This window comes from Herbiconiux liangxiaofengii (genome assembly GCF_041927335.1).
Lineage (GTDB): Bacteria > Actinomycetota > Actinomycetes > Actinomycetales > Microbacteriaceae > Herbiconiux > Herbiconiux liangxiaofengii.
On sequence record NZ_JBHFHD010000006.1, the window covers coordinates 161,826 to 184,354 of the forward strand.

Sequence of the window (22,529 nt, forward strand, 5' to 3'; positions counted from 1 at the left end):
GGTATCCGCCCCGCTTAGGATGGTCAGCATGTCCGACGGCTCCGCGTTCTACATCACCACGCCGATCTTCTATGTGAACGACGTGCCCCACATCGGGCATGCCTACACCGAGGTCGCCGCCGACGTCCTCGCGCGCTGGCACCGCCAGGCGGGCGACGACACCTGGTTCCTCACCGGCACCGACGAGCACGGCCAGAAGATCCTGCGCACGGCCACGGCGAACGGAGTGACGCCGAAGGAATGGGCCGACAAGCTCGTGGCCGAGGCCTGGCAGCCGCTGCTGGAGACCATCGACATCTCCAACGACGACTTCATCCGCACCACCGACGAGCGGCACGAGGTGAACGTGCAGCTGTTCCTGCAGCGTCTCTACGACGCCGGGTACATCTATACCGGTGAGTACGAGGGCTACTACTGCGTGGGCTGCGAGGAATACAAGCAGACCACCGACCTCGTCGACGGCACCGGGCAGTACGAAGGCCAGCTGGTCTGCGCCATCCACTCCAAGCCGGTGGAGCTGCTGAAGGAGCGCAACTACTTCTTCCGCATGAGCGACTTCACGCAGAAGCTGCTCGACCTCTACGAGGAGCGGCCCGACTTCGTGCAGCCCGAGAGCGTGCGCAACGAGATCGTGTCCTTCGTGCGCCGCGGCCTCACCGACCTCTCCATCTCCCGGCAGACCTTCGACTGGGGCGTCAAAGTGCCGTGGGACGAGTCGCACGTGGTCTACGTGTGGTTCGACGCCCTGCTCAACTACGCCACCGCGGTGGGCTACGGCTCCGACGAGGAGCAGTTCGCCCGCCGCTGGCCGGCCACCCACATCGTGGGCAAGGACATCGCGCGCTTCCACGCCGTGATCTGGCCCGCCATGCTGATGGCCGCCGGTCTCGAGGTGCCCCACCAGGTCTACGGCCACGGGTGGCTGCTGGTGGGCGGAGAGAAGATGTCCAAGTCGAAGCTCACCGGCATCGCCCCCGAGCAGATCACCGACACCTTCGGGTCGGACGCGTTCCGCTATTACTTCATGCGCGCCATCAGCTTCGGTCAAGACGGCTCCTTCTCGTGGGAAGACCTGTCGGCGCGGTACCAGGCCGAGCTCGCCAACGGCTTCGGCAACCTCGCCTCGCGCGTGGTGGCCATGGTCACGCGGTACTTCGACGGTGCCCTGCCCGCCGCGGTCGAGGCTCAGGTGACGGATGCGGAACGCGCCATCCGAGACACCGAACGCCGCGTCACCGCCGCCGCCGACGAAGCGATCCAGCGACTCGCCGTGCATGAGGCGATCGCCCGCATCTGGGAGCTCGTCGACGAACTGAACGGCTACATCACCACGCAGGAACCCTGGGCCCTCGCGAAAGACCCGGCGAACGCCGACCGGCTCGCCACCGTGCTGCACACGGCGGTGCGCGGCATCGGCACACTCGCCGTGCTGCTCTCGCCCGTGGTTCCCGAGGCCTCGGCGAAACTGTGGACGGCGCTCTCGGGTACCGGTTCCGTGCAGGAGCAGCGCATCCGTTCGGCGTGGGAGTGGCAAGGCGGTGAGCGGGTCGAGCCGCTCGTGGCGCTGTTCCCCCGCATCGAGGTGGAGCCGTCGTGACCGACGCCTCCGACCTGCCGACCCACCTGCGCTCCCGCGAGGCCTCCGACCGGGGAGATCAGAGCTACCCGCCGCTGCCCGAGGCGCTCGTGGTGCCGGTGTACGACAACCACACCCACCTCGAGATCGCCGACGGCCTCGAGCCGATCGACTACCGCGAGCAGCTCGACCGGGCGTCGGCCGTCGGGGTGCGCGGCGTGGTGCAGGTGGGCACCGATCTCGAGACCAGCCGCTGGTCGGCCGAGCAGGCGGCCCGCGAGCCGCGCATGCTGGCGGCTGTCGCCCTGCATCCCAACGAGGCTCCGTCGTACGACGAAGCAGGCGGGCTCGACGCGGCGCTCGCCGAGATCGCCGAACTGGCGACCTGGCCGCGGGTGCGCGCCGTGGGGGAGACGGGGCTCGACTTCTACCGCACCGAGTCCGAGGCGGGCATCGCAGCCCAGTACCGCTCCTTCGAGGCTCACATCGAGATCGCGAAGCAGAACGGCATCGCGTTGCAGATCCACGATCGCGACGCGCACGCTGAGGTCATCGCCACCCTGAAGCGCGTGGGCGCTCCTGAACGCACGGTCTTCCACTGCTTCTCGGGCGACGCCGAGCTCGCTCGCATCTGCACGGACAACGGCTGGTACATGTCCTTCGCGGGCAACGTGACGTTCAAGAACGCGCACAACCTGCGCGAGGCGCTCGAGGTCGCTCCCCGCGCGCTGCTCCTCGTCGAGACCGACGCCCCCTACCTCACCCCGGCGCCCTACCGGGGCCGCCCCAACGCCCCGTACCTGATCCCGCACACCCTGCGGGCCATGGCCGCTCATCTCGGCACCGATGTGTCGATGCTCGCGGCGCAGATCTCGTCGAATACCGAGCTGGTCTACGGCCGCTGGGAGGACGAGCCGGTGCAGGCGTCATGACCGAGGCGGCGGAGGCAGCCCGACCCGACGACGGGGATGCCGGTACCGACCCCGGCGCCGGCCCCGCGGTCGCCTTGCTCGGCCCGGCCGAGATCCGCGACCTGGCCGGCTTGCTGAACCTCACCCCCACCAAGAAGCTCGGTCAGAACTTCGTCATCGACGCCAACACCGTGCGCAAGATCGTGCGGGTGGCCAAGGTCGAGGCGGGCGACGTCGTGGTCGAGGTGGGCCCCGGCCTCGGCTCCCTCACGCTCGGCCTCCTCGAGGCCGGCGCCGAGGTGGTGGCGGTCGAGATCGACCACCGGCTGGCCGAACAGCTCCCGCTCACGGTGTCGCAGCTGGCTCCGGATGCGCGGCTCACGGTCATCCGCGACGATGCGCTGCGCATCCGTTCCCTGCCGGGAGATCCGGCCCGGCTCGTGGCCAACCTGCCGTACAACGTCTCGGTGCCGGTTCTGCTGCACCTGCTGGAGCACTTCCCCTCGATCCGCTCCGGCGTGGTGATGGTGCAGGCCGAAGTGGGTCACCGCCTCGCGGCCGAGCCCGGATCGAAGGTCTACGGCTCGCCGTCGGTCAAGGCCGCCTGGTACGGCGACTGGCGCACGGCCGGTCAGGTGAGCCGGCAGGTGTTCTGGCCGGTGCCCAACGTCGACTCGGTGCTCGTGGCCTTCGACCGCGTGGGCTCGGGCCTGGACACCGAAGAACTCCGCGTGCGCACCTTCGCTCTGGTGGACGCGGCCTTCGGCCAGCGTCGCAAGATGCTCCGCCAGTCGCTCAGCGAGGTGCTCGGTGACTCCGCGCGAGCCACCGCCGTTCTCGAGGCGGCCGGCGTCGCCCCCACGGCCCGCGGCGAGTCGCTCACGGTGCACGACTTCCTCGCCATAGCCCGCGCCGCCGCCGAATGACCCGCGCGTCATGACGTCCGAGGCGTTCGCCGTTCAGCTGGCGACCATGCACTGGGGCGACCGTGACGCGCGCCCCACTGCGTTGCTGCTGCACGGACTTCCATCGGCAGCCGGAACCTGGTGGCGCGTGGCCAGTGGGCTCGCAGCTGCGAGCTGGTCGGTGACGGCCGCCGATCTGAGGGGCCACGGGGCCTCGCCGCGCACCACGAGCTACGCCATCGCCGACTACGCAGCCGATGTCGCCGCGCTCGCCCCCTCCGGCAACCACGCCCGCAGCTGGGACCTCGTGATCGGCCACTCGCTCGGGGGTGCTGTCGCCACCGTCGCCGCCGACCGGCATCACCATTGGGCACGCGCGCTCCTGTTGCTCGACCCGGTGCTGGCCGTCGATGAGTCCGAGCACGACGCCTTGCTGGAGGATCTGCTCGGAGACCTGACCGACCTCGACCCGGCGGTGATCCTGGCCCGCAATCCGAGCTGGCACAGCGAAGACGCCACTCAGAAGGTCAACGCCGCCCGGGTGGTGAGCCCGTACGTGGTCGAGCGCACGGTGCGCGACAACCGCGAGTGGCAGCTCGAGCACGTCGCCGCCCGCATCCGTTCCCGAGTTCGGGTGCTGGCGGCCGACCCGCAGCGGGGAGCGCTCTTCAGCTCCGCCCAAGGGGAGCGGTTGAGCGTGGGGCCGTCGTTCGACTTCGCCGTCGTCGCGGGCTCCGGGCATTCGGTGCAACGCGACCATCCCGAGCTCGTCATCGCGGAAGCGCTCGAACTCCACCGGAGCCTGCCCGCCGTGTGACGAGTGTGTTTCGATATGTGTCCGCCGTCGGGGTTGGGACTACGGGTCTCTATACGATGGGAAAGCCCCGAGTGTCCATGCCTCGGCGGCGTCGCCAACCACAGCAGCCCCTTCCCCCCAGGAGACCCCATGTCGAAAATCGCGCGCCGAATCGGTGCCGTCGCCCTCGCGGCCGGCCTCGTCGCATCCGTCGCCGCCTGCTCGAGCGGAAACAGTGACGGCGGAAGCGGAAGCACCGGCGCCGCCGGTGGAGACGCCGAGAACTCGATCATCCTGATCACCCCGACCCCCATCGGCTCGAACAACTTCCTGCAGCTGGCGGCCGACGGCGCCACCGAGGCCGGCGACAAGTACGGCGCCAGCGTCGACGTGTACGAGAGCGAAGATCCCACCAGCATCCAGCAGAACATCGACGCCGCTGTGCGCGAGAAGCCGAGCATCATCATCGGTGTGAGCTTCAGCGTGCTCGACCAGATCACGCAGGCCGCGGCCGACTATCCCGACCAGCAGTTCCTGCTGATCGACACCTCGGCCGAGAACCCCACGCCGAACCTCACGGCCGCCGTGTTCAAAGAGTACGAGGCCACGTACCTCACCGGCGTCGAGGCCGGCCTCCTCAGCCAGACCGGCAACGTGGGCGTCGTCGCCTCGCTCGACACCCCGTTCCTGCACCGCTGGGTCGATCCGTTCTTCGCCGGCGCCCAGAGCGTCAAGCCCGACGTGAAGACGGCTGTGCAGTACGTCGGCGGCGACAACCCGTTCGGCGACCAGGCCCGCGCCAAGGCCCAGGCCCAGATCCTCGCCGACGGCGGCGCCGACTACGTTCAGGCTGCCGCCTCCGGCGGTAACCTCGGCGTGTTCGAGGCCGCTTCGGAGGCCGGCTTCAAGGCCTTCGGCGTCGACACCAACCAGTGCCTCGACTCGCCCGGCAACGTGGTCGACAACGCCATCAAGCGGGTCGACGTGGCCCTGGTGAACTCGGTCGGCGACATCCTCGACGGCACGACCGGCGGCTTCACCTCCTACGGCCTGGCCGAGGGCGGCGTGAGCCTCACCGGCCTGGAGGACGGCGTGGCCGACTCCCAGTGCCTCATCGCCGACCACCCCGACGTGATCGAGAAGGTCGCGGCCGTCCGCGATCAGATCGTCTCGGGCGAGATCACCGTCACCGACCCGCTGACCGCGGGCTAGCACCAGCACCGAATGGTCTCTGACGCATCCGCCGGCTCAGCCCGGCCCGGCACGCCCGGCCCTCCCGCAGCAGCGGGGGAGCCGGGCGTTCCCGCGGTCGAGCTCATCGGCATCGGCAAGCGCTTCGGCTCCGTCGTGGCGAACGACGGGGTCGACCTGGTGCTCCGCCGGGGCACCGTGCACGCGGTGATGGGTGAGAACGGAGCGGGCAAATCGACCCTCATGTCGATGCTCTTCGGTCTGCTCGCGCCCGACTCGGGTGAGATCCGCGTCGAGGGTCGGCCCGTCACGTTCGCCGGCCCGCTCGACGCCATCGCCGCCGGTCTCGGCATGGTGCACCAGCACTTCCGGCTCTTCGACACCATGAGTGTGGCCGACAACGTCGTCTACGGCGCCGAGCCGCGGCGCAGGGGTCTCTTCGGCCGGGCCTTCGTCGACCGTCGAGCAGCGGATGCGCGGGTGCGCGAACTGAGCGAGCGCTACGGTCTCGAGACCGACCCGTCGGCCGTGGTGGGCAGCCTCAGCGCCGGCGCGCGGCAAAGGGTCGAGATCCTCAAGGCGCTCCACCGCGACGCGCGCATTCTGATCCTCGACGAACCGACCGCCGTGCTCACCCCGAGCGAGGTCGACAGCCTCTTCGCCGTCATCAGACGAGCAGCGGATGCCGGTACCACCGTCGTGCTCGTCACCCACAAGATCCACGAGGTGCTCTCGGTGAGCGACGAGGTGACCGTGCTCCGCGACGGTCGCGTCACCGGCCGGTTCGCCACGGCGGACGCCACGTCGGCCGAGCTCGTGCGCGCGATGACCGGACGGGCCATCGCCGACGTGACCAACACCGGCGCGGGCGAGCCCGGCGAGCCGGTGCTCGAGGTCTCGGGCCTCACCGTCGGCGACGGCCGGATCACCCACGTGCGCGACGTGTCGCTCACGGTGCACCGCAACGAGATCGTGGGCATCGCCGGCGTCTCGGGCAACGGTCAGCACGAACTCGTGGCCGCGGTGCTCGGCACGGGGGCGATGTCGGCCGGCAGCGTGGTGCTCGTCGGCTCCGACGTCACGGCCGCCTCGGTGCGCGATCGGCGGGCCCGCGGGCTGTCCGTCATCCCCGAAGACCGCCGTGGCGAGGGCAGCGCCGTCACGATGACCGTGGCCGAGAACGCCGCGCTCGGGCATCACCGTTCCGCACCGATCGGCGGCACCAGGGGCCTTGCGCGCGGCTGGATGTCGCTGAAGGCCGAGCGTGAGCAGGCCCGCGACCTCATCCGCGACTTCGACGTGCGCACCTCGGGCGAACAGCAGCTGATCGGCTCGCTCTCCGGCGGCAACGCGCAGAAGGTCGTCGTGGCCCGCGAGCTCTCGCACGGCGCACCCGTGCTCATCGCCGAGCAGCCCACCCAGGGTGTCGACGTGGGCGCCATCGAGGCCATCCACGGCCGGCTGCTGGAGTACCGCGCGGCCGGCAACGGCATCCTGCTGGTGTCGCACGAGATCAGCGAGCTGCTGGCGCTGGCCGACCGCATCCTCGTGATGTACGCGGGCGCCGTGGTGGCCGAGTTCTCGGCCGCCGAGGCCACCACCGAACTCATCGGAGCCGCCATGGCCGGAGCCGCCAGCGCCAGCACCCCCGGCCACGGAGACCCCGCATGAGCACCACCCCACCCTCCGTCGCCCGCCGCACCCCGCGCATCCTGACCGCCGCCCTGCGGCACCCCGCCGTCGTGCCGATCGGCGCGGTCGTGCTGGCCCTGCTCATCGGCGCCGTCATCATCCTCGCCGCGGGCCTCGACCCGATCGCCGCCTACCGCGCCGTGCTCGAGAACTCGCTCGACCCCGGCCAGCTCGACTACACGTTCTCGGTGTGGGCCTTCATCTGCGGCATGGCCCTCGCGGCCGCCATCCCGCTGCGCATGGGCGAGTTCAACCTGGGCGGCAACGGTCAGCTCGTGCTCGGCGGGCTCACCGCCGCGGTCATCGCCAGCAACCTCCCGTTGCCCTCGATCATCGTCGTGCCGTTGGCGGTGATCGGCGCGGCCGTGGTGGCGGGGGCGTTCGGGGCCATCTCGGCGCCGCTGGCCACCCGCTTCGGCATCCCGATCATCATCTCCACGCTGCTGCTGTCGCCGGTGGCGGTCGCCGTGGTGTCGTTCCTCGTGCGCTTCCCGCTCGGTGAGGCCGGATCCGCCGTCGCCCAGACACCCCGGCTTCCCGAGAGCGGCCGCATGTGGTCGCTCGGCGACCTCTCGTACAGCAACGCGGGCCTCATCATCATCGTGCTCATGATGGCGGTGTTCTGGGTGGTCGACTCCCGGTCGGCCGTCGGATTCGAATTGCGGGTGGTCGGTGCGAACCGCCGCTTCGGTGCCTACGGCGGCGTGCGGGTGGGGCGCCTGGCGTTCGGGGCGATGGCCGCGGCGGGAGCGGCGGCCGGGGTGGTGGGCGCGGTGATCGTGATGACCTCGCCGTTCCGCCTCATCGACGGCGCCCTCATCTCGCCCGGCTACACCTTCGCGGGCCTGGCGGCGGCTCTGCTCGCGGGCGGACGGCCCGCCCTCATCCCCGTCACCGCCATCCTCTTCACCGTGCTGCAGGTCGGCGGCGCCGGCATGGAACGCTCGGCCGACGTGCCCCGCCAGCTCTCCGACGTGCTGCAGGGCGTCGTGATCGTGGTGCTCGCACTCCGCACCGTGCTCGACCAGCGCCGCACCGAACGGAGCTCAGCCTGATGCACGTGTTCGAACTCGGCTTCGTGGCCGCCGTGCTGCTCGCGGCGACGCCCATCCTCTACGCCGCCCTCGCCGGCGCCATCTCGGCGCAGGTCGGGGTGTTCAACATCGCCCTCGAGGGCCAGATGCTCTGGGGCGCGTTCGCGGCGGTGGCGGGCAGCTTCTACACGGGCAGCGCCTGGGGCGGCGTGCTCGCCGCCATCCTGTCGACGGCCCTGTTCTCCGTGGTGCTCGCGGTGGGCGCGGCGCGGTGGAAGGCCGACCCGATCATCATCGCCATCGGCACCAACCTGCTGGCCATCGGCCTCACCGGTTTTCTGCTGCGCGTGCTCTTCGACACCTCGGGGTCGTTCTCGCCGCGCGGGCTGGAGGGGTTGCCGAAGATGGCGTTCCTCGCCGACGTGCCGGTGATCGGCCCGATCTTCGCGGGCCAGACCGTGCTGGTGCCCCTCGCCTTCGTCATCATCGCGGCCGTGGGGGTGTGGCTGTCGCGGTCGGCGCGCGGCCTTCGTCTCCGCGGCGTGGGCGAGCATCCGGATGCGTCGGCCGCGCTGGGTGTGAACGTCGCGTCGTACCAGACCTGGGTCACCATCGCGGGAGGAGCCCTCTGCGGGCTGGCCGGCGCGCAGTTGGCGCTCGGCAATGTGACGGTGTTCACCGAGAACATGACGGCGGGCCGGGGCTGGATCGCGGTGGCCGCCGTGATGCTCGTGGCCGGCCGGCCGCTCTGGTTGCCGGTGGCGTGCCTGGGCTTCGGCGCCGCGGAGGCGCTCGGCTTCCGACTGCAGGGCATCGGGGCCCCGCAGCAGCTCACCGACGCGGCGCCCTACGCCATCACCCTGCTGGTGCTCGTGGCGACGCGCATCCGTTTCGCGAAGCGCACCGCCGTACCCACCACCTGACCCGACCCCCCGCTCAACCCCCGCGACTCGTCCCGAATCGAGAGAAGACGCATGAACGACACCAACCCCGCCCGCGAGACCCGCCACATCGTGGTCGACACCGACACGGGCATCGACGACGCGCTCGCCCTGCTCTACCTCGCGGGTCGCGACGACGCCGAGATCTCGGCGATCACCAGCGTCTACGGCAACACCCCGGTCGAGTCGGCGCTCACCAACATCGCCCGCGTGCTGCAGCTGGCCGGCCTCGACGACGTGCTCGTCGCCCGCGGTGCCGCCGGGCCCATCGACGGCGAGCCGCGCATCGCCTCGCACGTGCACGGCCACGACGGCCTCGGTGACCTCTGGTCGGAGCCGATCGCGCCGAAGAACCTCTCGCCCCTGTCGTCGGCCGAACTGCTCGTCGAGCTCGGCCGGTCGAAGCCGGGCTACTACGACCTGCTGCCGGTGGGCCCGCTCACCAACCTCGGCCTCGCGCTCGAGATCGAGCCCGAGCTGCTGACGCTCTACCGCTCGGTGGTGATCATGGGCGGCTCCGGTCCGTTCCCGCCGCTCGGCACCGTGCAGATGGTCGACGCGAACATCCACAACGACGCCGAGGCCGCGCGCCGGGTGTTCGCCGCGCCGCGCAACCAGCTCGTGATGGTGGGCGTCAACGTCACCGCCGGAACCATCGTCGACGAGCAGGCCGTCCAGGCCCTGCATCGCGCCGGAACCGAGTGGGGCACCTTCTCGGCCCAGGTGCTCGAGGCGTACATGGACTTCTACCAGTTCTCCTGGGGCCGGCGCGTGTCGCCCGCCCACGACGGGCTCGCAGCGGCTCTGCTCGTGCAGCCCGAGTGGATCACCGCATCCGTCACCGGCCCCGTCAACATCACCAGCGACGGCTTCGCCACCCGTGCCCACCTCATGCAGACCGACACCGGCCTGCCCGTGTCGTGGCCGAGCGAGGCCGCGCCCGACACGTTCGTGGTGCTCGACGTCGACCGCGAGGCGTTCCTCACCGACTTCGTGCGGGTGCTCTCGGGCCGCTGACGGCCACCCCGGGTGGCCGCCGACCGACGCCGGCAGCCACCGGCCGGGCCGCCCTCCCGCTGTGGGATAGGTTGGAGGGCATGAGCACCCGGGGCGCGACGAAAACGGTTCACGTGCGGGCGCCCGGCAAGATCAACGTCTTCCTCAAGGTGGGCGCGGTGATGGATGACGGATACCACGACGTCGCCACCGCCTACCAGGCCGTCTCGCTCTACGAAGACGTCTTCGCCGCCGAGGCGAGCGACTTCTCGGTGGTGTTCGAGGGTGGCCACATCGACGCCTCGGCCCTCGAGACCGACGGCTCGAATCTCGCCATCCGTGCCGCGCGCCTCCTCGCCCGCACCACGGGCTACCGCGGCGGCGTCGCGTTGCGCATCGAGAAGAACGTGCCCATCGCGGGCGGCATGGGCGGCGGGTCGGCGGATGCCGCGGCGGCACTCCTCGCCTGCGACACCCTCTGGGGCACCGAGGTCGGCCGCGACGAACTGCTCTCGCTCGCCTCGCAGCTCGGCGCCGACGTGCCCTTCGCCTTCGCCGGCGGCACTGCGATCGGTACCGGCCGCGGCGACCAGTTGAGCCCGGCGCTGGCCAAGGGCCAGTTCCAGTGGATCCTGGTGCTGCCGGGCCGCGGGGTCTCCACCCCCGAGGTCTACCGGGAGCTCGACCGCCACCGCGAGCGGCACGCGCAGGACATCTTTCCGGCGCAGGGTCAGCCCGTGGTCGACACCGACGTGCTGCAGGCGCTCCGGGCGGGCGATCCGCACATGCTCGCGGAGTCGCTGCACAACGACCTGCAGGCGCCGTCGCTGCACCTGAACCCCGGACTGAGCGCGGTGCTCGAGGTGGGGGAGCAGAACGGGGCCCTGGCCGGGATCGTCTCGGGCTCCGGCCCGACGGTCGCATTCCTCGCGGCCGACCTCGACGGTGCGCTCGAGCTGCAGATCGCCCTCAGTGCGGCGCGGCATCACGTGGTTCGTGTCACCGGCCCGGTGCCGGGCGCCCGCGTCGTCGCCGACTGACCCTCGGCCGGGGCGCAGCGGCGGTCAGAGGGTGAGCAGCGCCTTCACCGGGGCGTCGGTGGCCGCATCGACCACGGCCCGCCCGCCGAGGTCGTCGAGCTCGATCACCACGGCCACCCCCACGACCTCCCAGCCGGCGCGCTGCATCAGCCGGATGGTGGCGGCCAGCGTGCCACCCGTGGCGAGCACGTCGTCGACGATCACCACGCGGGCGCCGTTCGGAAGCGTGTCGGGGTGCACCTCGAGGCTCGCCGACCCGTACTCGAGCGCGTAGCTCTCGTTCAGCACGGCCCCCGGCAGCTTGCCCGCCTTGCGCACCGCGAGCATCCCGTGCCCGGTCGCGACAGCGGCCGCCGCCCCCAGCACGAAGCCGCGGGCCTCGACCCCGGCGACGGCGTCGATCTCGCCGAAGCCCTCCACCAGGGCCTCCGCCACGACTCGAAGAGCGGATGCGTCGGCGAACAGCCCGGACAGGTCGCGGAACAGGATCCCCGGCTCGGGGAAGTCGGGCGTCTCGGTCATCCCGGAGCGGATGGCGTCGACCACCGGGGTCGGGGCGGCAGGGCTGACGGATTCGTTCAGGTCGGACATCCGTCAATCGTATTGTGCCGCCCGCTGCGCCGCCGAGTGAGTGGTGATTGCTCAGTCCGGGGTGCCGTAGGCCCGCACTAGCGTGTCGGAATCCGGACCGCCCCGCGGCTCCGGCGACTCGAGAGGCAGCACATGGGAACCCTTCTGCGCCCCCGCCCGCGCCCGGCCAAGCCGTAGCGCGCCCACCCCGGTCGCATCCGCGTGGTGGTGCGATGCGGCCGGGGTGTTCAGGCCCGACCGGGCTTCAGGCCCGACCGGGGTTCAGGCCCAGCGGGGGTCGTCGATGTCGGGCGAGTCCACTCCGTCGGCATCCGCGAGCACCGGCGCGCCGGCGATCCAGGCCGCGAGTGCCTCCCCGTGCAGCAGCCATGGCCGGTCCGCGCCGAACAGCTCCGGATGCTCGACCACTGCGATAGGTCCGTCGCTCGCCAGCACCACCACGTTGCCGAGCGGCCCTTCCGCATCGGCGGGGTCGAAGTCGAGCACCACGGCCACCTGCCCGAACACGGCACCGAGGGTCGCGGCCTGCGCTCGGGCGTAGTCGAACGGATGCCCGTCCAGCAGGTTCACCGCCACGAGACTGCCGGGGGCCGTGCGCCCCGCGACGAGCCGGTAGAACTCCAGGCTGGCCACGTGCGACCGGATGGTCGCGGCGTCCCACAGGTCCACCACGGTGATGCGCGCGTCGGCCCAGTCCCGCCCGGCCTGCCCTGACCAGGTTTCGGCGAGCGCGCGCGCATCGCCGTAGACGAGCTCGATGTCGGCGCCATCCGGAAGCGGCAGTGCGCCCAGCACCGCCTCGCAGAGCTCGCGTTCGAACTCCACCACGAGCTGTGGCGAACCCGGCCGGGCGGCCGCGACGTAGCGGGGGAGCGCCATCGCCCCGGCGCCGAGGTGCACGGCGAGCAGGGGCTCACCGGCCGGGGCGGCCGCGTCGATCGCCCGCGCGATGTGGCGCACGTAGGGCCACGCCAGGATGCGGGGATCCGCGAGCGACACCACCGACTGCGCCACTGCGTCGACACTCAGCTCGTAGCTGGCGCTGGCCTTGTCGACCCGCTTCAGGGTCGCCTTCCGGCCGTCGAAGGCGAACGAGTATCGGCGGCGCTCGGCGTGCATCCGCTCAGTGTAGGGCGCGGGCCGGAGCTCGCAGAGCACTGCACGGATGCACGCCGAAGCGGCAGCACACCGATGCGCCGGGGCGTGGGATCAGGCCTTGACGGGCCCGAACGCGTTCTCGACCTCGGCCATCTCGATCTCCGCGGTCTGCTGGATGAGCTTCAGCAGGTCGGGGTCGAGCCCGGGGCTGAACTCCTCGAGCCGCTCGGGAGCGATGAACGACGGGGTGCCGATCGGCGCCTGCTCGCTCGCGACGAGGTCGGTTCCGTCGTTCGACGGCGATGCGCCCTGGAAGATGCGGCCGGCCTCCGACTCGCCCTTGAGGTCGAACGAGTACTGCTTGCTCTGCAGACCCAGGTCGACCAGCTTCTTCACCTCGGGGAACTTCTCGGCGTTGGTCTTCGGAATCGGCAGCGTCTTCTTCCAGTCGATGCCGAGCGTCTCGAGTGCCTTCGCGTACGCGTTCTCGTGGGCCTGGTCGCGCACGATCAGGTACGCGATCGTCGAGCGGGCCGTCTTGTTGGCGGTCATCTCGTAGATGCGGCACTTCTGCAGGCGTCCGGTCGACTCGAGCATCAGGTTGTACAGCAGGTCGAGCACGAGGTTGCCCGAGTTGTACACGTAGCTGCCGAGCCACGGATTGCCCGCGGCATCGACGGGCAAGGCGCCCTGGGCGCCCACGAGGTAGTGGTGGATGTTGCCCGCATCGAGAGCGATGTTCAGCGGCGTGGCTCCACCGGCGCCCGGGGTGTCGAGCGGATCGGTGAGCGTGCCGGTGTAGCGGGGCGAACCGTCGAGCAGGCGCGAGATGGTGGTGCCGATGAGCTCGACGTGGCTGATCTCCTCGGTGCCGACGCCCTGGATCAGGTCGCGGTACGGCTTCGCCGCCGGGCCGCGGAAGTTCATGGCCTGGAAGAGGTACTGCATCATCGTGCGCATCTCGCCGAACTGGCCTCCGAGCCCCTCCTGCAGTGCGTTCGCGGCTGCGGGATCCGGCTCGTCCTCGGCGATCTCGTTGATCCATTCCTGAGCGTGGAAATACATGGTCGACCTCCGTGAGTGACGGATGGCGGAGTGCCATCCGCTTTTCACCCTGCTCCGGCCGGCCGGTTGCGAGGCCCCCCTTGCGCATCCCGGCGCGAAAGGGAAGATCAGCCCTGCGCCGCGCTCCCATCCGCGCCCTGTACCCTCGACGGGTGGCTCATCTCCTGGGCGCTGAGGCGCTCCATCTCGAATATCCCACCCGAGTCATCTTCGATTCCGTCACCGTCGGCATCAACGAGGGCGACCGCATCGGCATCGTGGGGCGCAACGGCGACGGCAAGTCGACCCTGCTCTCGCTGCTCTCCGGGCGTATCGAACCCGACAGCGGCCGGGTCACCCGGCGTCGCGGGGTGACACTCGGCATGCTCGACCAGGCCGATACCGTCGACTCGTCCCTCACCGTGGCGCAGGCCGTGGTCGGCGACCTCGACGAGCACGTCTGGGCGGGCGACGCCCGGGTGCGCGACGTGATCGCCGGGCTCCTCAACGACTTCGACTGGAACGCCGTCATCGGCACCCTCTCGGGCGGCCAGCGCCGCCGGGTCGCGCTCGCCGCGCTGCTCGTGGGCGACTGGGACGTCATCTTCCTCGACGAGCCCACCAACCACCTCGACGTCGAAGGGATCGCCTGGCTCGCGCAGCACCTGCGTAAGCGCTGGCCGGCCGGTTCCGGCGGGCTCGCGGTCGTCACGCACGACCGGTGGTTCCTCGACGAGGTGTCCACCGACACCTGGGAGGTGCACGACCGGTTGATCGAGCCCTTCGAGGGCGGCTACGCCGCGTACATCCTGCAGCGGGTCGAGCGCGACCGCATGGCCAGCGCCACCGAGTCCAAGCGGCAGAACCTGATGAAGAAGGAGCTCGCCTGGCTCCGGCGCGGGGCTCCTGCCCGCACGTCCAAGCCGAAATTCCGCATGGATGCCGCGGCCGAACTCATCGCCGACGAGCCGCCCGTGCGCGACACGGTCTCGCTCACCCAGATGGCCACCGCCCGCCTCGGCAAAGACGTCGTCGACATCCTCGACGTGTCGGTGTCGTTCGGCGACAAGCTCGTGCTGCAGGACGTGGAGTGGCGCATCGCTCCGGGTGAGCGCACCGGCATCCTGGGCGTGAACGGCGCCGGCAAGTCGACGCTGCTCGGCCTCGTGACGGGAGCCGTCACACCCACCACGGGCACCGTCAAGCGCGGCAAGACCGTGAAGATCGCCACCCTCACGCAGCAGCTCGCCGAGCTGCAGGACGTGCAGAGCGACCGTGTGAGCGAGGTGATCGGCCGCTACCGCACGTCTTACGTTGCGGGAGGCAAGGAGCTCACCCCCGGCCAGCTGCTCGAGCGCCTCGGGTTCACCAGCGCGCAGTTGATGACCCCGGTCAAAGACCTGTCGGGTGGGCAGAAGCGGCGACTGCAGCTGCTGCTGATCCTGCTGGACGAGCCGAACGTGCTCATCCTCGACGAGCCCACCAACGACCTCGACACCGACATGCTCGCCGCGCTGGAGGACCTGCTCGACTCCTTCCCCGGCACCCTGCTCGTCGTCTCGCACGACCGCTACCTGCTCGAGCGCGTCACCGATCAGCAGTACGCGGTGCTCGACCACCGGTTCCGGCATCTGCCGGGCGGCCTCGAGCAGTACCTCACGCTGCGGAAGGCAGGGGAGGGATCCGCGGATTCCCGCGCAATGGACCGCGGCGCCGGCGGCACCGGTTCGTCGATCGGGGCCTCGCAGCCGGCCCTCGCTGGAGCCGAGCTCCGGGCCGCCGAGAAGGAGCGCTCGTCGCTCGAGCGCAAGATCAACAAGCTCACCGGCCAGATCGACACCCTGCACCACCGCATCGCCGAGTTCGACCAGAGCGACTACGTGGGCCTCGGTGCGCTCACCGCGGAACTGCAGGCCCTGCAGACGCAGATCGACGAGTACGAGACGCGCTGGCTGGCCCTCTCCGAACAGCTCGACTAGCCGGCCTCCGGCGAGGTCACCGCTTCGCGGCCATGTCCAGCGACAGGCGGCGGAGGAGGGCCGCCAGGCGGTCCTGGTCGGCCTTGGTGAGGCCGGCGAGCAGCTCCGTCTCGGCGGCGACCAGGTGTGCGATGGCGCCGTCGACACGGTCGCGGCCCTCATCCGTCATGCGCACCCGCACCCCGCGCCCGTCGTTCGGGTCGGTGCGGCGCTCGACGAGCCCGCGGCGCACCATGCCGTCGATTCGGTTCGTCATCGTGCCGCTGGAGACGTAGGTCTGCTCGAGCAGCGCTTTCGGACTGAGCTCGTGCGGGCTGCCGGCGCGGCGGAGCGCCGCCAGCACGTCGAACTCCCACGACTCCAGGCCGACGGTGGCGAACGACGAACGTCTGGTCTTCTCGAGCTGCTTCGCCAGGCGGGACACCCGCGAGAGGATCTTCAGCGGCGAGACGTCGAGCCCCGGACGCTCGCGCATCCATGCGTCGACGATCTCGTCGACCGTGTCGCGCGCCTCCCGATTGTTCACCTGACCATTATGGCGACACGTCGTCTGGCAGACTGGTCTACTGCGCCGACCCCGGCGTTCCGCCTTGGTGTAATGGCAGCACGACAGCCTTTGGAGCTGTTAGGTCTAGGTTCGAACCCTGGAGGCGGAGCGATGGGATTCGATCCTGCGGATCGATTCCCCTCCGCTCCGAAAGACGGCAGCCCTCAGCCGGGGCACTCTGCACAACACGACCTATGACGGTCGTATCCCCACGAAGGAGTCCGGAACCGATGACCGATCAGAACCTCGCAATCGTCGTCCTCGCCGCCGGCCAGGGCACCCGCATGAAGTCCAGCCTCCCCAAGATTCTGCACGAGATCGCCGGCGTGCCCCTCATCGGTCACGTGCTCGCCACGGCCGGTGAGATGGATGCCGCCTACACCGTCACGGTGGTGCGTCACGAGCGCGACCAGGTTCAGGAGGTCGTGCACGACCACTTCCCCAGCTCCCTGATCGTCGACCAGGACGACGTGCCCGGCACCGGCCGTGCGGTGGAGCAGGCGATCGGCGCCCTCCCCGCCGACTTCGACGGCGATGTCGTGGTGGTGTCGGGCGACGTCCCGCTCCTCGACGCCGACACGCTGCGCGCCCTCGTCGGCGAGCACCGGGCCACGCGCTCGGCGGCCACGCTCCTCACCACGAACCTCCCCGACCCCACCGGGTACGGCCGCATCGTGCGCACCCCCGACGGTCTGCTCGACCGCATCGTCGAGCACAAGGACGCCACCGACTCCGAGCGCGCCCTGAGCGAGATCAACGCCGGCGTGTACGTGTTCGGCCTGGCCGAGCTCCGCGACATGCTGGCCAGGGTCACCACGGCCAACGCGCAGGGCGAGAAGTACCTCACCGACGTGGTGGGCCTGCTCCGCCGTGCCGGTTCCGACGTGGCCGCAGTCTCCGTGGCCGAGCCCTGGCTCGTGGCCGGCGTGAACGACCGGGCCCAGCTCTCCGAGGCGGCCGCCAAGCTGAACGCCCTGATCGTGCGTGGCTGGCAGCTCGCCGGCGCCACCATCGTCGATCCGGCCACCACCTGGATCGACCTGAAGGCGAGCCTCGCCGAAGACGTCACCGTGCACCCCGGCACCCAGATCAAGGGCGCCACCAGCGTCTCGCGCGGCGCCGAGATCGGCCCCGACACCACCCTCGTCGACTGCGAGGTGGGTGAGAACGCGGTGGTGAAGCGCACCGACGCGACATTGAGCGTGATCGGCGCCGGCGCATCCGTGGGCCCGTTCGCCTACCTGCGGCCGAACACGGTACTGGATGCGGGCGGCAAGATCGGCACCTTCGTCGAGACGAAGAACTCGCACATCGGTGCCGGTTCGAAGGTGCCGCACCTGTCGTACATCGGCGACACCGAGGTGGGCGTGGAGTCCAACGTGGGCGCCGGTACGATCACCGCGAACTACGACGGCGTGACCAAGAACCGCACCGAAGTGGGCTCGCACGTTCGAACCGGGTCGCACAACGTGTTCGTCGCCCCCGTTAGAATCGGAGACGGCGCCTACACGGGTGCCGGAACGGTCGTCCGAAAAGACGTGCCGGCCGGCTCGCTCGCGATCAACGTGGCTCCCCAGAGGAACATGGCCGACTGGGTCGAACAGAACCGGGCGGGCACGGCGGCGGCGAAAGCGGCCGCGGCGGCCCGCGACGGCGAGATCGACGCGAGTTAGACCCGAACGAGCGGAGAATTGGTGTCCGGAATCAAGGCCAGCGGAGAGAAGTCCCTCCTCGTCGTCTCAGGGCGAGCTCACCCGCAACTGGCTCAGGACATCGCGGCCGAGCTCGACACCACCCTGGTCGACACCGAGGCGCGCACCTTCGCCAACGGCGAGCTGTACATCCGCTACGGCGAGAGCGTGCGTGGGGCGGATGCGTTCGTCATCCAGTCGCACACCGCGCCCATCAACGAGTGGTTGATGGAGCAGCTGATCATGGTCGACGCGCTGAAGCGGGCCTCCGCGAAGCGCATCACGGTCGTGGCGCCGTTCTACCCCTACGCCCGGCAGGACAAGAAGGGCCGCGGCCGCGAGCCCATCTCCGCCCGCCTCGTGGCCGACCTCTTCAAGGCCGCCGGCGCCGACCGCATCATGTCGGTCGACCTGCACGCCGCCCAGATCCAGGGCTTCTTCGACGGCCCCGTCGACCACCTCTTCGCCATGCCCGTGCTGATGGAGCACATGCGCAAGGAGCTCGACCCGTCGACCCTCACCGTCGTCAGCCCCGACATGGGCCGCGTGCGCGTGGCCGACATCTGGAGCGACAAGCTCGGCGCACCCCTCGCCATCATCCACAAGCGCCGCGACCCGCGGGTGCCGAACCAGGTCAGCGTGCACGAGATCGTGGGCGACGTGGCGGGCCGCGTGTGCCTGCTGGTCGACGACCTGATCGACACCGGCCGCACCATCGTGGCCGCCGCCGAGGCCCTCAAGGCCAACGGCGCCACCGGCGTGGTGGTGGCGGCGACGCACGCCGTCTTCTCCGACCCGGCCCCGAGCATCCTGCAGTCGGAGTTCATCGATCAGGTCGTCGTCACCGACACCCTGCCGATCCCGGTCGAGAAGCACTGGGACAGGCTCACCATCCTGCCCATCGCGCCGCTGATCGCCCGGGCCATCAACGAGGTCTTCTCCGACGGCTCCGTCACCACCATGTTCGACGGCGACGCCTGAGTTGATTGTGTCGGCGACGCCTGGGCCGATCGTGTCGGCGACGCCTGGGCAGTTCGCGCACAGCGGGCACCGGATGCGCGGCTCGTGCCGCCGACATCCGTCGACCGGCTTAAACTGGGTCGCATGAGCATCGCCTCGATCGACACCTACACGCCCGCCGCGGGCTCCGTCACCATGTTCTCCACCGGCTGGTGCGGGTACTGCAAGCGCCTGAAGTCGCAGCTCGACGCGCAGGGCATCGCCTACACCGAGGTGAACATCGAAGAGGTCGACGGCACCGCCGAGCTCGTCGCCCAGGTTAACGGAGGCAACCAGACGGTGCCCACCCTGATCTTCCCCGACGGCTCGACGGCCACGAACCCGTCGGCGCGCGAGGTGTCCGAGCGTCTTGGCTGATCGCACCCCGTGGTCGCTGTCCGGCGCTCTGCGCGGGATGTTCCAGAAGCGCACCATCGACGACGAGACGTGGGACGACCTGGAGTCCGCGCTCCTGAAGGCCGACTTCGGCCCCACCGTCACCGAGCAGGTGGTCGACGAGCTGCGTGCGAAGGTGCAGCGCTACAACACCACCGACCCGCGCGACCTGCAGCGGATGCTCCGCGAGACCATGGAGGAGCGGCTCGCCAAGTACGACCCCACCCTCAAGCTCACCGAGCGTCCCGCCGTCGTGCTGGTCGTGGGCGTGAACGGTGTGGGCAAGACCACCACGATCGGCAAGTTCGCCCGCTTCCTCAAGACCTACGACCGCTCGGTGGTGGTGGGGGCGGCCGACACGTTCCGCGCCGCGGCCGTCGAGCAGCTCGCCACCTGGGCCGAGCGCGCCGGAGCCGACATCGTGCGTCCGCAGCACGAGGGTCAAGACCCGGCGTCGGTCGCCTTCCAGACCATCGAGAAGGCCAAGGCCAACGGCACCGAGATCGTGATCATCGACACGGCCGGCCGCCTGCAGACCAAGGGCGGGCTGATGGATGAGCTCGGCAAGATCCGGCGCGTCATCGAGAAGCAGGCGCCGGTCTCCGAGGTGCTGCTCGTGCTCGACGCCACCACGGGGCAGAACGGGCTCGCCCAGGCCGACGCGTTCATCCAGCACGCCGGAGTGACCGGGCTCGTGATCACGAAGCTCGACGGCTCGGCGAAGGCCGGCTTCGTGCTGGCCGTGCAGGAGAAGACCGGCATCCCCATCAAACTGGTGGGCCAGGGCGAGGGCATCAACGACCTCACGGGCTTCACGCCGCACGTCTTCGCCCAGAACCTCGTGGGCTGACGCCGTTCCGTCGCAGAAAGTCGTGCCCACGGGCGCTTGAGCACGGTTTTTCGCGACGCATTAGCGCTCAGGGGGGCGCGGGAACTCAGGTGCGGGCGAGGAAGGTGCGGATGGCGGGCAGCGCGTCGGGGTGCCTGGGGGTGTCGGCGTGGGTGGCTCCGTCGAGCAGCACGAGCTCGGCGCCGGGCAGCGCAGCCTTGACGTTCTCGGCCGCACGCAGGCGCGGGCGATCGCGGGTGCCGGCGAGCAGCTGCACGGGCATGGGGAAACGTGCGATCGCGGCATCCGGAACCGTCGGCTGACGCTCGGTCTCACGCATGTAGGCCGCGAGAGCCGGTGCGTCGTTCGCCAGGAACGCCGTGCGGGTCATCGGGTCGACCGGGCTTCCGGATGCGCGCTCCCACTCCGCGAGGAACCCCGCCATGCCGCCGCGCTCGAGCGCCTCGATGCTGCCGGTGAAGAACACCTTGTCGAAGGTGCCGACCCCCGTGCCGGGGGCTCCCGCCACGCTCACGAACGAGGCGAGCCGCTCCGGATGCGCGGCAGCCAGCGAGAACCCCACGCGGGCACCGAGCGAGTACCCCAGGTAGTGCACCCGGTCGAGGGCGAGAGCGTCGAGCACGGCGAGCACGTCGTCGACGAACCGGGCCATGTCGTAGTCGGCCGGCCGGTGGGGCGTGCCGCTGCGCCCGTGCCCACGGAGGTCGAGAGTGATGACGGGCCGTTCGGCGCCGAGGGCCTTCAGATAGCCGAAGCCCCGCCAGATGGCCTGCGAGAGTGCCGTGCCGTGCACGAGCACGACGGGAGTGGCCGTCTGGGCGGTGTCGCCGGTGGCCGCGGTGTGCCGGTAGGCGATGCGTGTTCCGTCATGGGGATTGGTCGCGAACTCCACGCGACCACGCTACCCGTGCCGTGCCGTGCCGTGCCGTGCTGTGCTGTGCTGTGCTGTGCTGTGCTGTGCCGTGCCGTGCCGTGCCGTGCCGCGGGCCCGACGCCGACCGCGACTGTACAACGTTGTAGTGTGGGGTGACCACCGCACGGCAAGGGGATGAGATGGCTGCGACGCTGCACGATGTGGCCAATCTCGCGGGCGTCTCGATCAAGACCGTGTCGAACGTCGTGAACGACTATCCGCACATCCGCCCGGAGACGCGTCAGAGGGTGCAGGCGGCGATCGACGAGCTCGGCTACCAGCCGAACCTGTCCGCCCGGAGCCTGCGCAGCGGGCGCAGTGGGGTGATCGGCCTCGTGCTTCCCGAGCTCAGCCTCAGCTACTTCGCCGAGCTCGCGGATGCAGTCATCGCGAATGCGGAGAAGCAGGGCATGGTGGTGCAGATCGAGCAGACCGGCGCCGATCGCGACCGCGAGATCGCGGTGCTCACCAGCCCGCGGATGCGCCTGACCGACGGCCTCATCTTCAGCCCGCTCGGCATGGGGCAGGAGGACGTCGGCCATCTCGACGTCGACTATCCGATGGTGCTGCTCGGTGAACGGATCTTCGGTGGCCCGGTCGACCACGTCACCATGCGCAACGTCGAGGCCGCCGAAGCTGCGACCCGGTTCCTGATCGATTCCGGGCGCCGCCGCATCGCGGTGATCGGTGCCCACGAGGGCGAGGTCGTCGGCTCGGCCGCGCTTCGTCTGCGCGGGTACCGCGATGCGCTCGACGCGGCCGGCATCCCCTTCGACCCGGCGCTCGTGAGCTACACCACGCTCTGGCATCGCGCCAACGGCGCCGCGTCGATGCGCGAATTGATCGATGGCGGTGTGGCGTTCGATGCCGTGTTCGGCCTGAACGACGCCCTCACGCTCGGGGCCCTCAGGGTGCTGCAGGAGAAGGGCATCCGGGTTCCCGGAGACGTGGCACTGATGGGCTTCGACAACATCGACGAAGCGCAGTACACCGTGCCCAGCCTCAGCACGATCGATCCGGGTCGTGAGCGGATCGCCGAGCACGCCGTCTCGCTGCTGGTGCAGCGCATCCGGGAGCACGAGACCCGGCCGAAAGACCCGCAGCAGATCCTGGTGGACTTCTCCGTCGTGCCCCGAGAATCGGCGCCCTCACGGGCGTGACGGCGTTCCGAGACGCGCGTACGGTGCCTGGTTGACACTGTTCGGAGTCGGGGTTACTGTTCATCTACAACGTTTACCTACAACGTTGTAAATGGTTGAAGAAGCACCCCACCACAGCTCACCCTGTACAGACGACGACGTCGCGCCGGCCGACACAGCAGTCACCCGGCAGAAAGGCT

The 22,529-nt window shown here is 70.2% G+C and carries 21 protein-coding genes and 1 tRNA gene; 17 read left to right on the forward strand and 5 right to left on the reverse strand.

What is annotated here, in order from left to right; all coding sequences use genetic code 11:
• Positions 1–28 precede the first annotated feature (28 nt).
• The 10 genes from metG (at position 29) to ACEXOR_RS04590 (ending at position 11,082) form a co-directional block, all read left to right on the forward strand.
• The gene (gene metG, locus ACEXOR_RS04545) at positions 29–1,597 is read left to right on the forward strand and encodes a methionine--tRNA ligase (protein WP_374848204.1); all 1,569 of its coding nucleotides are present in this window, start codon (positions 29–31) and stop codon (positions 1,595–1,597) included.
• Positions 1,594–2,508, forward strand: a complete 915-nt coding sequence (locus ACEXOR_RS04550) for a TatD family hydrolase (protein WP_374848205.1) — start codon at positions 1,594–1,596, stop codon at positions 2,506–2,508. Before metG ends, ACEXOR_RS04550 begins: the two co-directional genes overlap by 4 nt.
• Positions 2,505–3,413, forward strand: coding sequence for a 16S rRNA (adenine(1518)-N(6)/adenine(1519)-N(6))-dimethyltransferase RsmA (gene rsmA, locus ACEXOR_RS04555; protein WP_374848206.1), 909 nt, complete (start codon positions 2,505–2,507; stop codon positions 3,411–3,413). The genes ACEXOR_RS04550 and rsmA overlap by 4 nt, the downstream gene beginning before the upstream one ends.
• A gap of 10 nt (positions 3,414–3,423) precedes the next feature.
• Complete coding sequence (locus tag ACEXOR_RS04560; RefSeq protein WP_374848207.1) at positions 3,424–4,209, forward strand: alpha/beta fold hydrolase; 786 nt, start codon at positions 3,424–3,426, stop codon at positions 4,207–4,209.
• A gap of 129 nt (positions 4,210–4,338) precedes the next feature.
• Positions 4,339–5,400 (forward strand): BMP family ABC transporter substrate-binding protein, encoded by a 1,062-nt coding sequence (locus ACEXOR_RS04565; RefSeq protein WP_374848208.1) that lies wholly within the window; start codon positions 4,339–4,341, stop codon positions 5,398–5,400.
• 12 nt (positions 5,401–5,412) lie between these two features.
• Positions 5,413–7,050, forward strand: a complete 1,638-nt coding sequence (locus ACEXOR_RS04570) for an ABC transporter ATP-binding protein (protein ID WP_374848209.1) — start codon at positions 5,413–5,415, stop codon at positions 7,048–7,050.
• Positions 7,047–8,126: an ABC transporter permease gene (locus ACEXOR_RS04575; RefSeq protein ID WP_374848210.1), complete on the forward strand. Its 1,080-nt coding sequence runs from the start codon at positions 7,047–7,049 to the stop codon at positions 8,124–8,126. The genes ACEXOR_RS04570 and ACEXOR_RS04575 overlap by 4 nt, the downstream gene beginning before the upstream one ends.
• The gene (locus tag ACEXOR_RS04580; RefSeq protein ID WP_374848211.1) at positions 8,126–9,028 is read left to right on the forward strand and encodes an ABC transporter permease; all 903 of its coding nucleotides are present in this window, start codon (positions 8,126–8,128) and stop codon (positions 9,026–9,028) included. Before ACEXOR_RS04575 ends, ACEXOR_RS04580 begins: the two co-directional genes overlap by 1 nt.
• Positions 9,029–9,079: 51 nt before the next feature.
• Positions 9,080–10,063, forward strand: coding sequence for a nucleoside hydrolase (locus ACEXOR_RS04585; RefSeq protein ID WP_374848212.1), 984 nt, complete (start codon positions 9,080–9,082; stop codon positions 10,061–10,063).
• Positions 10,064–10,143: 80 nt separating this feature from the next.
• Positions 10,144–11,082, forward strand: coding sequence for a 4-(cytidine 5'-diphospho)-2-C-methyl-D-erythritol kinase (locus ACEXOR_RS04590; protein ID WP_374848213.1), 939 nt, complete (start codon positions 10,144–10,146; stop codon positions 11,080–11,082).
• 24 nt (positions 11,083–11,106) lie between these two features.
• On the opposite strand, the gene ACEXOR_RS04595 is transcribed toward ACEXOR_RS04590, so the two are convergent.
• The 3 genes from ACEXOR_RS04595 to ACEXOR_RS04605 form a co-directional block, all read right to left on the reverse strand.
• Positions 11,107–11,673 carry an adenine phosphoribosyltransferase gene (locus ACEXOR_RS04595; RefSeq protein ID WP_374848214.1) on the reverse strand — a complete coding sequence of 189 codons (567 nt, stop codon included), beginning with the start codon at positions 11,671–11,673 and terminating at the stop codon, positions 11,107–11,109.
• Between the two features lie 261 nt (positions 11,674–11,934).
• Complete coding sequence (locus tag ACEXOR_RS04600; RefSeq protein WP_374848215.1) at positions 11,935–12,792, reverse strand: spermidine synthase; 858 nt, start codon at positions 12,790–12,792, stop codon at positions 11,935–11,937.
• 90 nt (positions 12,793–12,882) lie between these two features.
• On the reverse strand, positions 12,883–13,836 hold the full coding sequence (locus ACEXOR_RS04605) for a manganese catalase family protein (protein ID WP_374848216.1): 954 nt from the start codon (positions 13,834–13,836) through the stop codon (positions 12,883–12,885).
• 152 nt (positions 13,837–13,988) lie between these two features.
• Between ACEXOR_RS04605 and ACEXOR_RS04610 the strand changes: the two genes are divergently transcribed.
• Positions 13,989–15,794 (forward strand): ABC-F family ATP-binding cassette domain-containing protein, encoded by a 1,806-nt coding sequence (locus ACEXOR_RS04610; protein WP_374848217.1) that lies wholly within the window; start codon positions 13,989–13,991, stop codon positions 15,792–15,794.
• Between the two features lie 16 nt (positions 15,795–15,810).
• Here the strand turns inward: ACEXOR_RS04610 and ACEXOR_RS04615 are convergent, their stop codons facing one another.
• Positions 15,811–16,269 (reverse strand): MarR family winged helix-turn-helix transcriptional regulator, encoded by a 459-nt coding sequence (locus ACEXOR_RS04615; protein ID WP_374848432.1) that lies wholly within the window; start codon positions 16,267–16,269, stop codon positions 15,811–15,813.
• 109 nt (positions 16,270–16,378) lie between these two features.
• Between ACEXOR_RS04615 and ACEXOR_RS04620 the strand changes: the two genes are divergently transcribed.
• The 5 genes from ACEXOR_RS04620 (at position 16,379) to ftsY (ending at position 20,277) form a co-directional block, all read left to right on the forward strand.
• Positions 16,379–16,450 (forward strand) — tRNA-Gln (locus ACEXOR_RS04620).
• A gap of 121 nt (positions 16,451–16,571) precedes the next feature.
• Complete coding sequence (gene glmU / locus ACEXOR_RS04625) at positions 16,572–18,014, forward strand: bifunctional UDP-N-acetylglucosamine diphosphorylase/glucosamine-1-phosphate N-acetyltransferase GlmU (protein WP_374848218.1); 1,443 nt, start codon at positions 16,572–16,574, stop codon at positions 18,012–18,014.
• Between the two features lie 21 nt (positions 18,015–18,035).
• On the forward strand, positions 18,036–19,013 hold the full coding sequence (locus ACEXOR_RS04630; RefSeq protein WP_374848433.1) for a ribose-phosphate diphosphokinase: 978 nt from the start codon (positions 18,036–18,038) through the stop codon (positions 19,011–19,013).
• A gap of 123 nt (positions 19,014–19,136) precedes the next feature.
• Positions 19,137–19,409, forward strand: coding sequence for a mycoredoxin (locus ACEXOR_RS04635; RefSeq protein ID WP_374848219.1), 273 nt, complete (start codon positions 19,137–19,139; stop codon positions 19,407–19,409).
• Positions 19,402–20,277, forward strand: coding sequence for a signal recognition particle-docking protein FtsY (gene ftsY, locus ACEXOR_RS04640; RefSeq protein WP_374848220.1), 876 nt, complete (start codon positions 19,402–19,404; stop codon positions 20,275–20,277). Before ACEXOR_RS04635 ends, ftsY begins: the two co-directional genes overlap by 8 nt.
• An 85-nt stretch (positions 20,278–20,362) precedes the next feature.
• Here ftsY and ACEXOR_RS04645 read toward each other — a convergent pair whose 3' ends face one another.
• On the reverse strand, positions 20,363–21,169 hold the full coding sequence (locus ACEXOR_RS04645) for an alpha/beta fold hydrolase (protein ID WP_374848221.1): 807 nt from the start codon (positions 21,167–21,169) through the stop codon (positions 20,363–20,365).
• A gap of 161 nt (positions 21,170–21,330) precedes the next feature.
• Between ACEXOR_RS04645 and ACEXOR_RS04650 the strand changes: the two genes are divergently transcribed.
• On the forward strand, positions 21,331–22,350 hold the full coding sequence (locus ACEXOR_RS04650) for a LacI family DNA-binding transcriptional regulator (protein WP_374848222.1): 1,020 nt from the start codon (positions 21,331–21,333) through the stop codon (positions 22,348–22,350).
• Positions 22,351–22,529 lie beyond the last annotated feature (179 nt).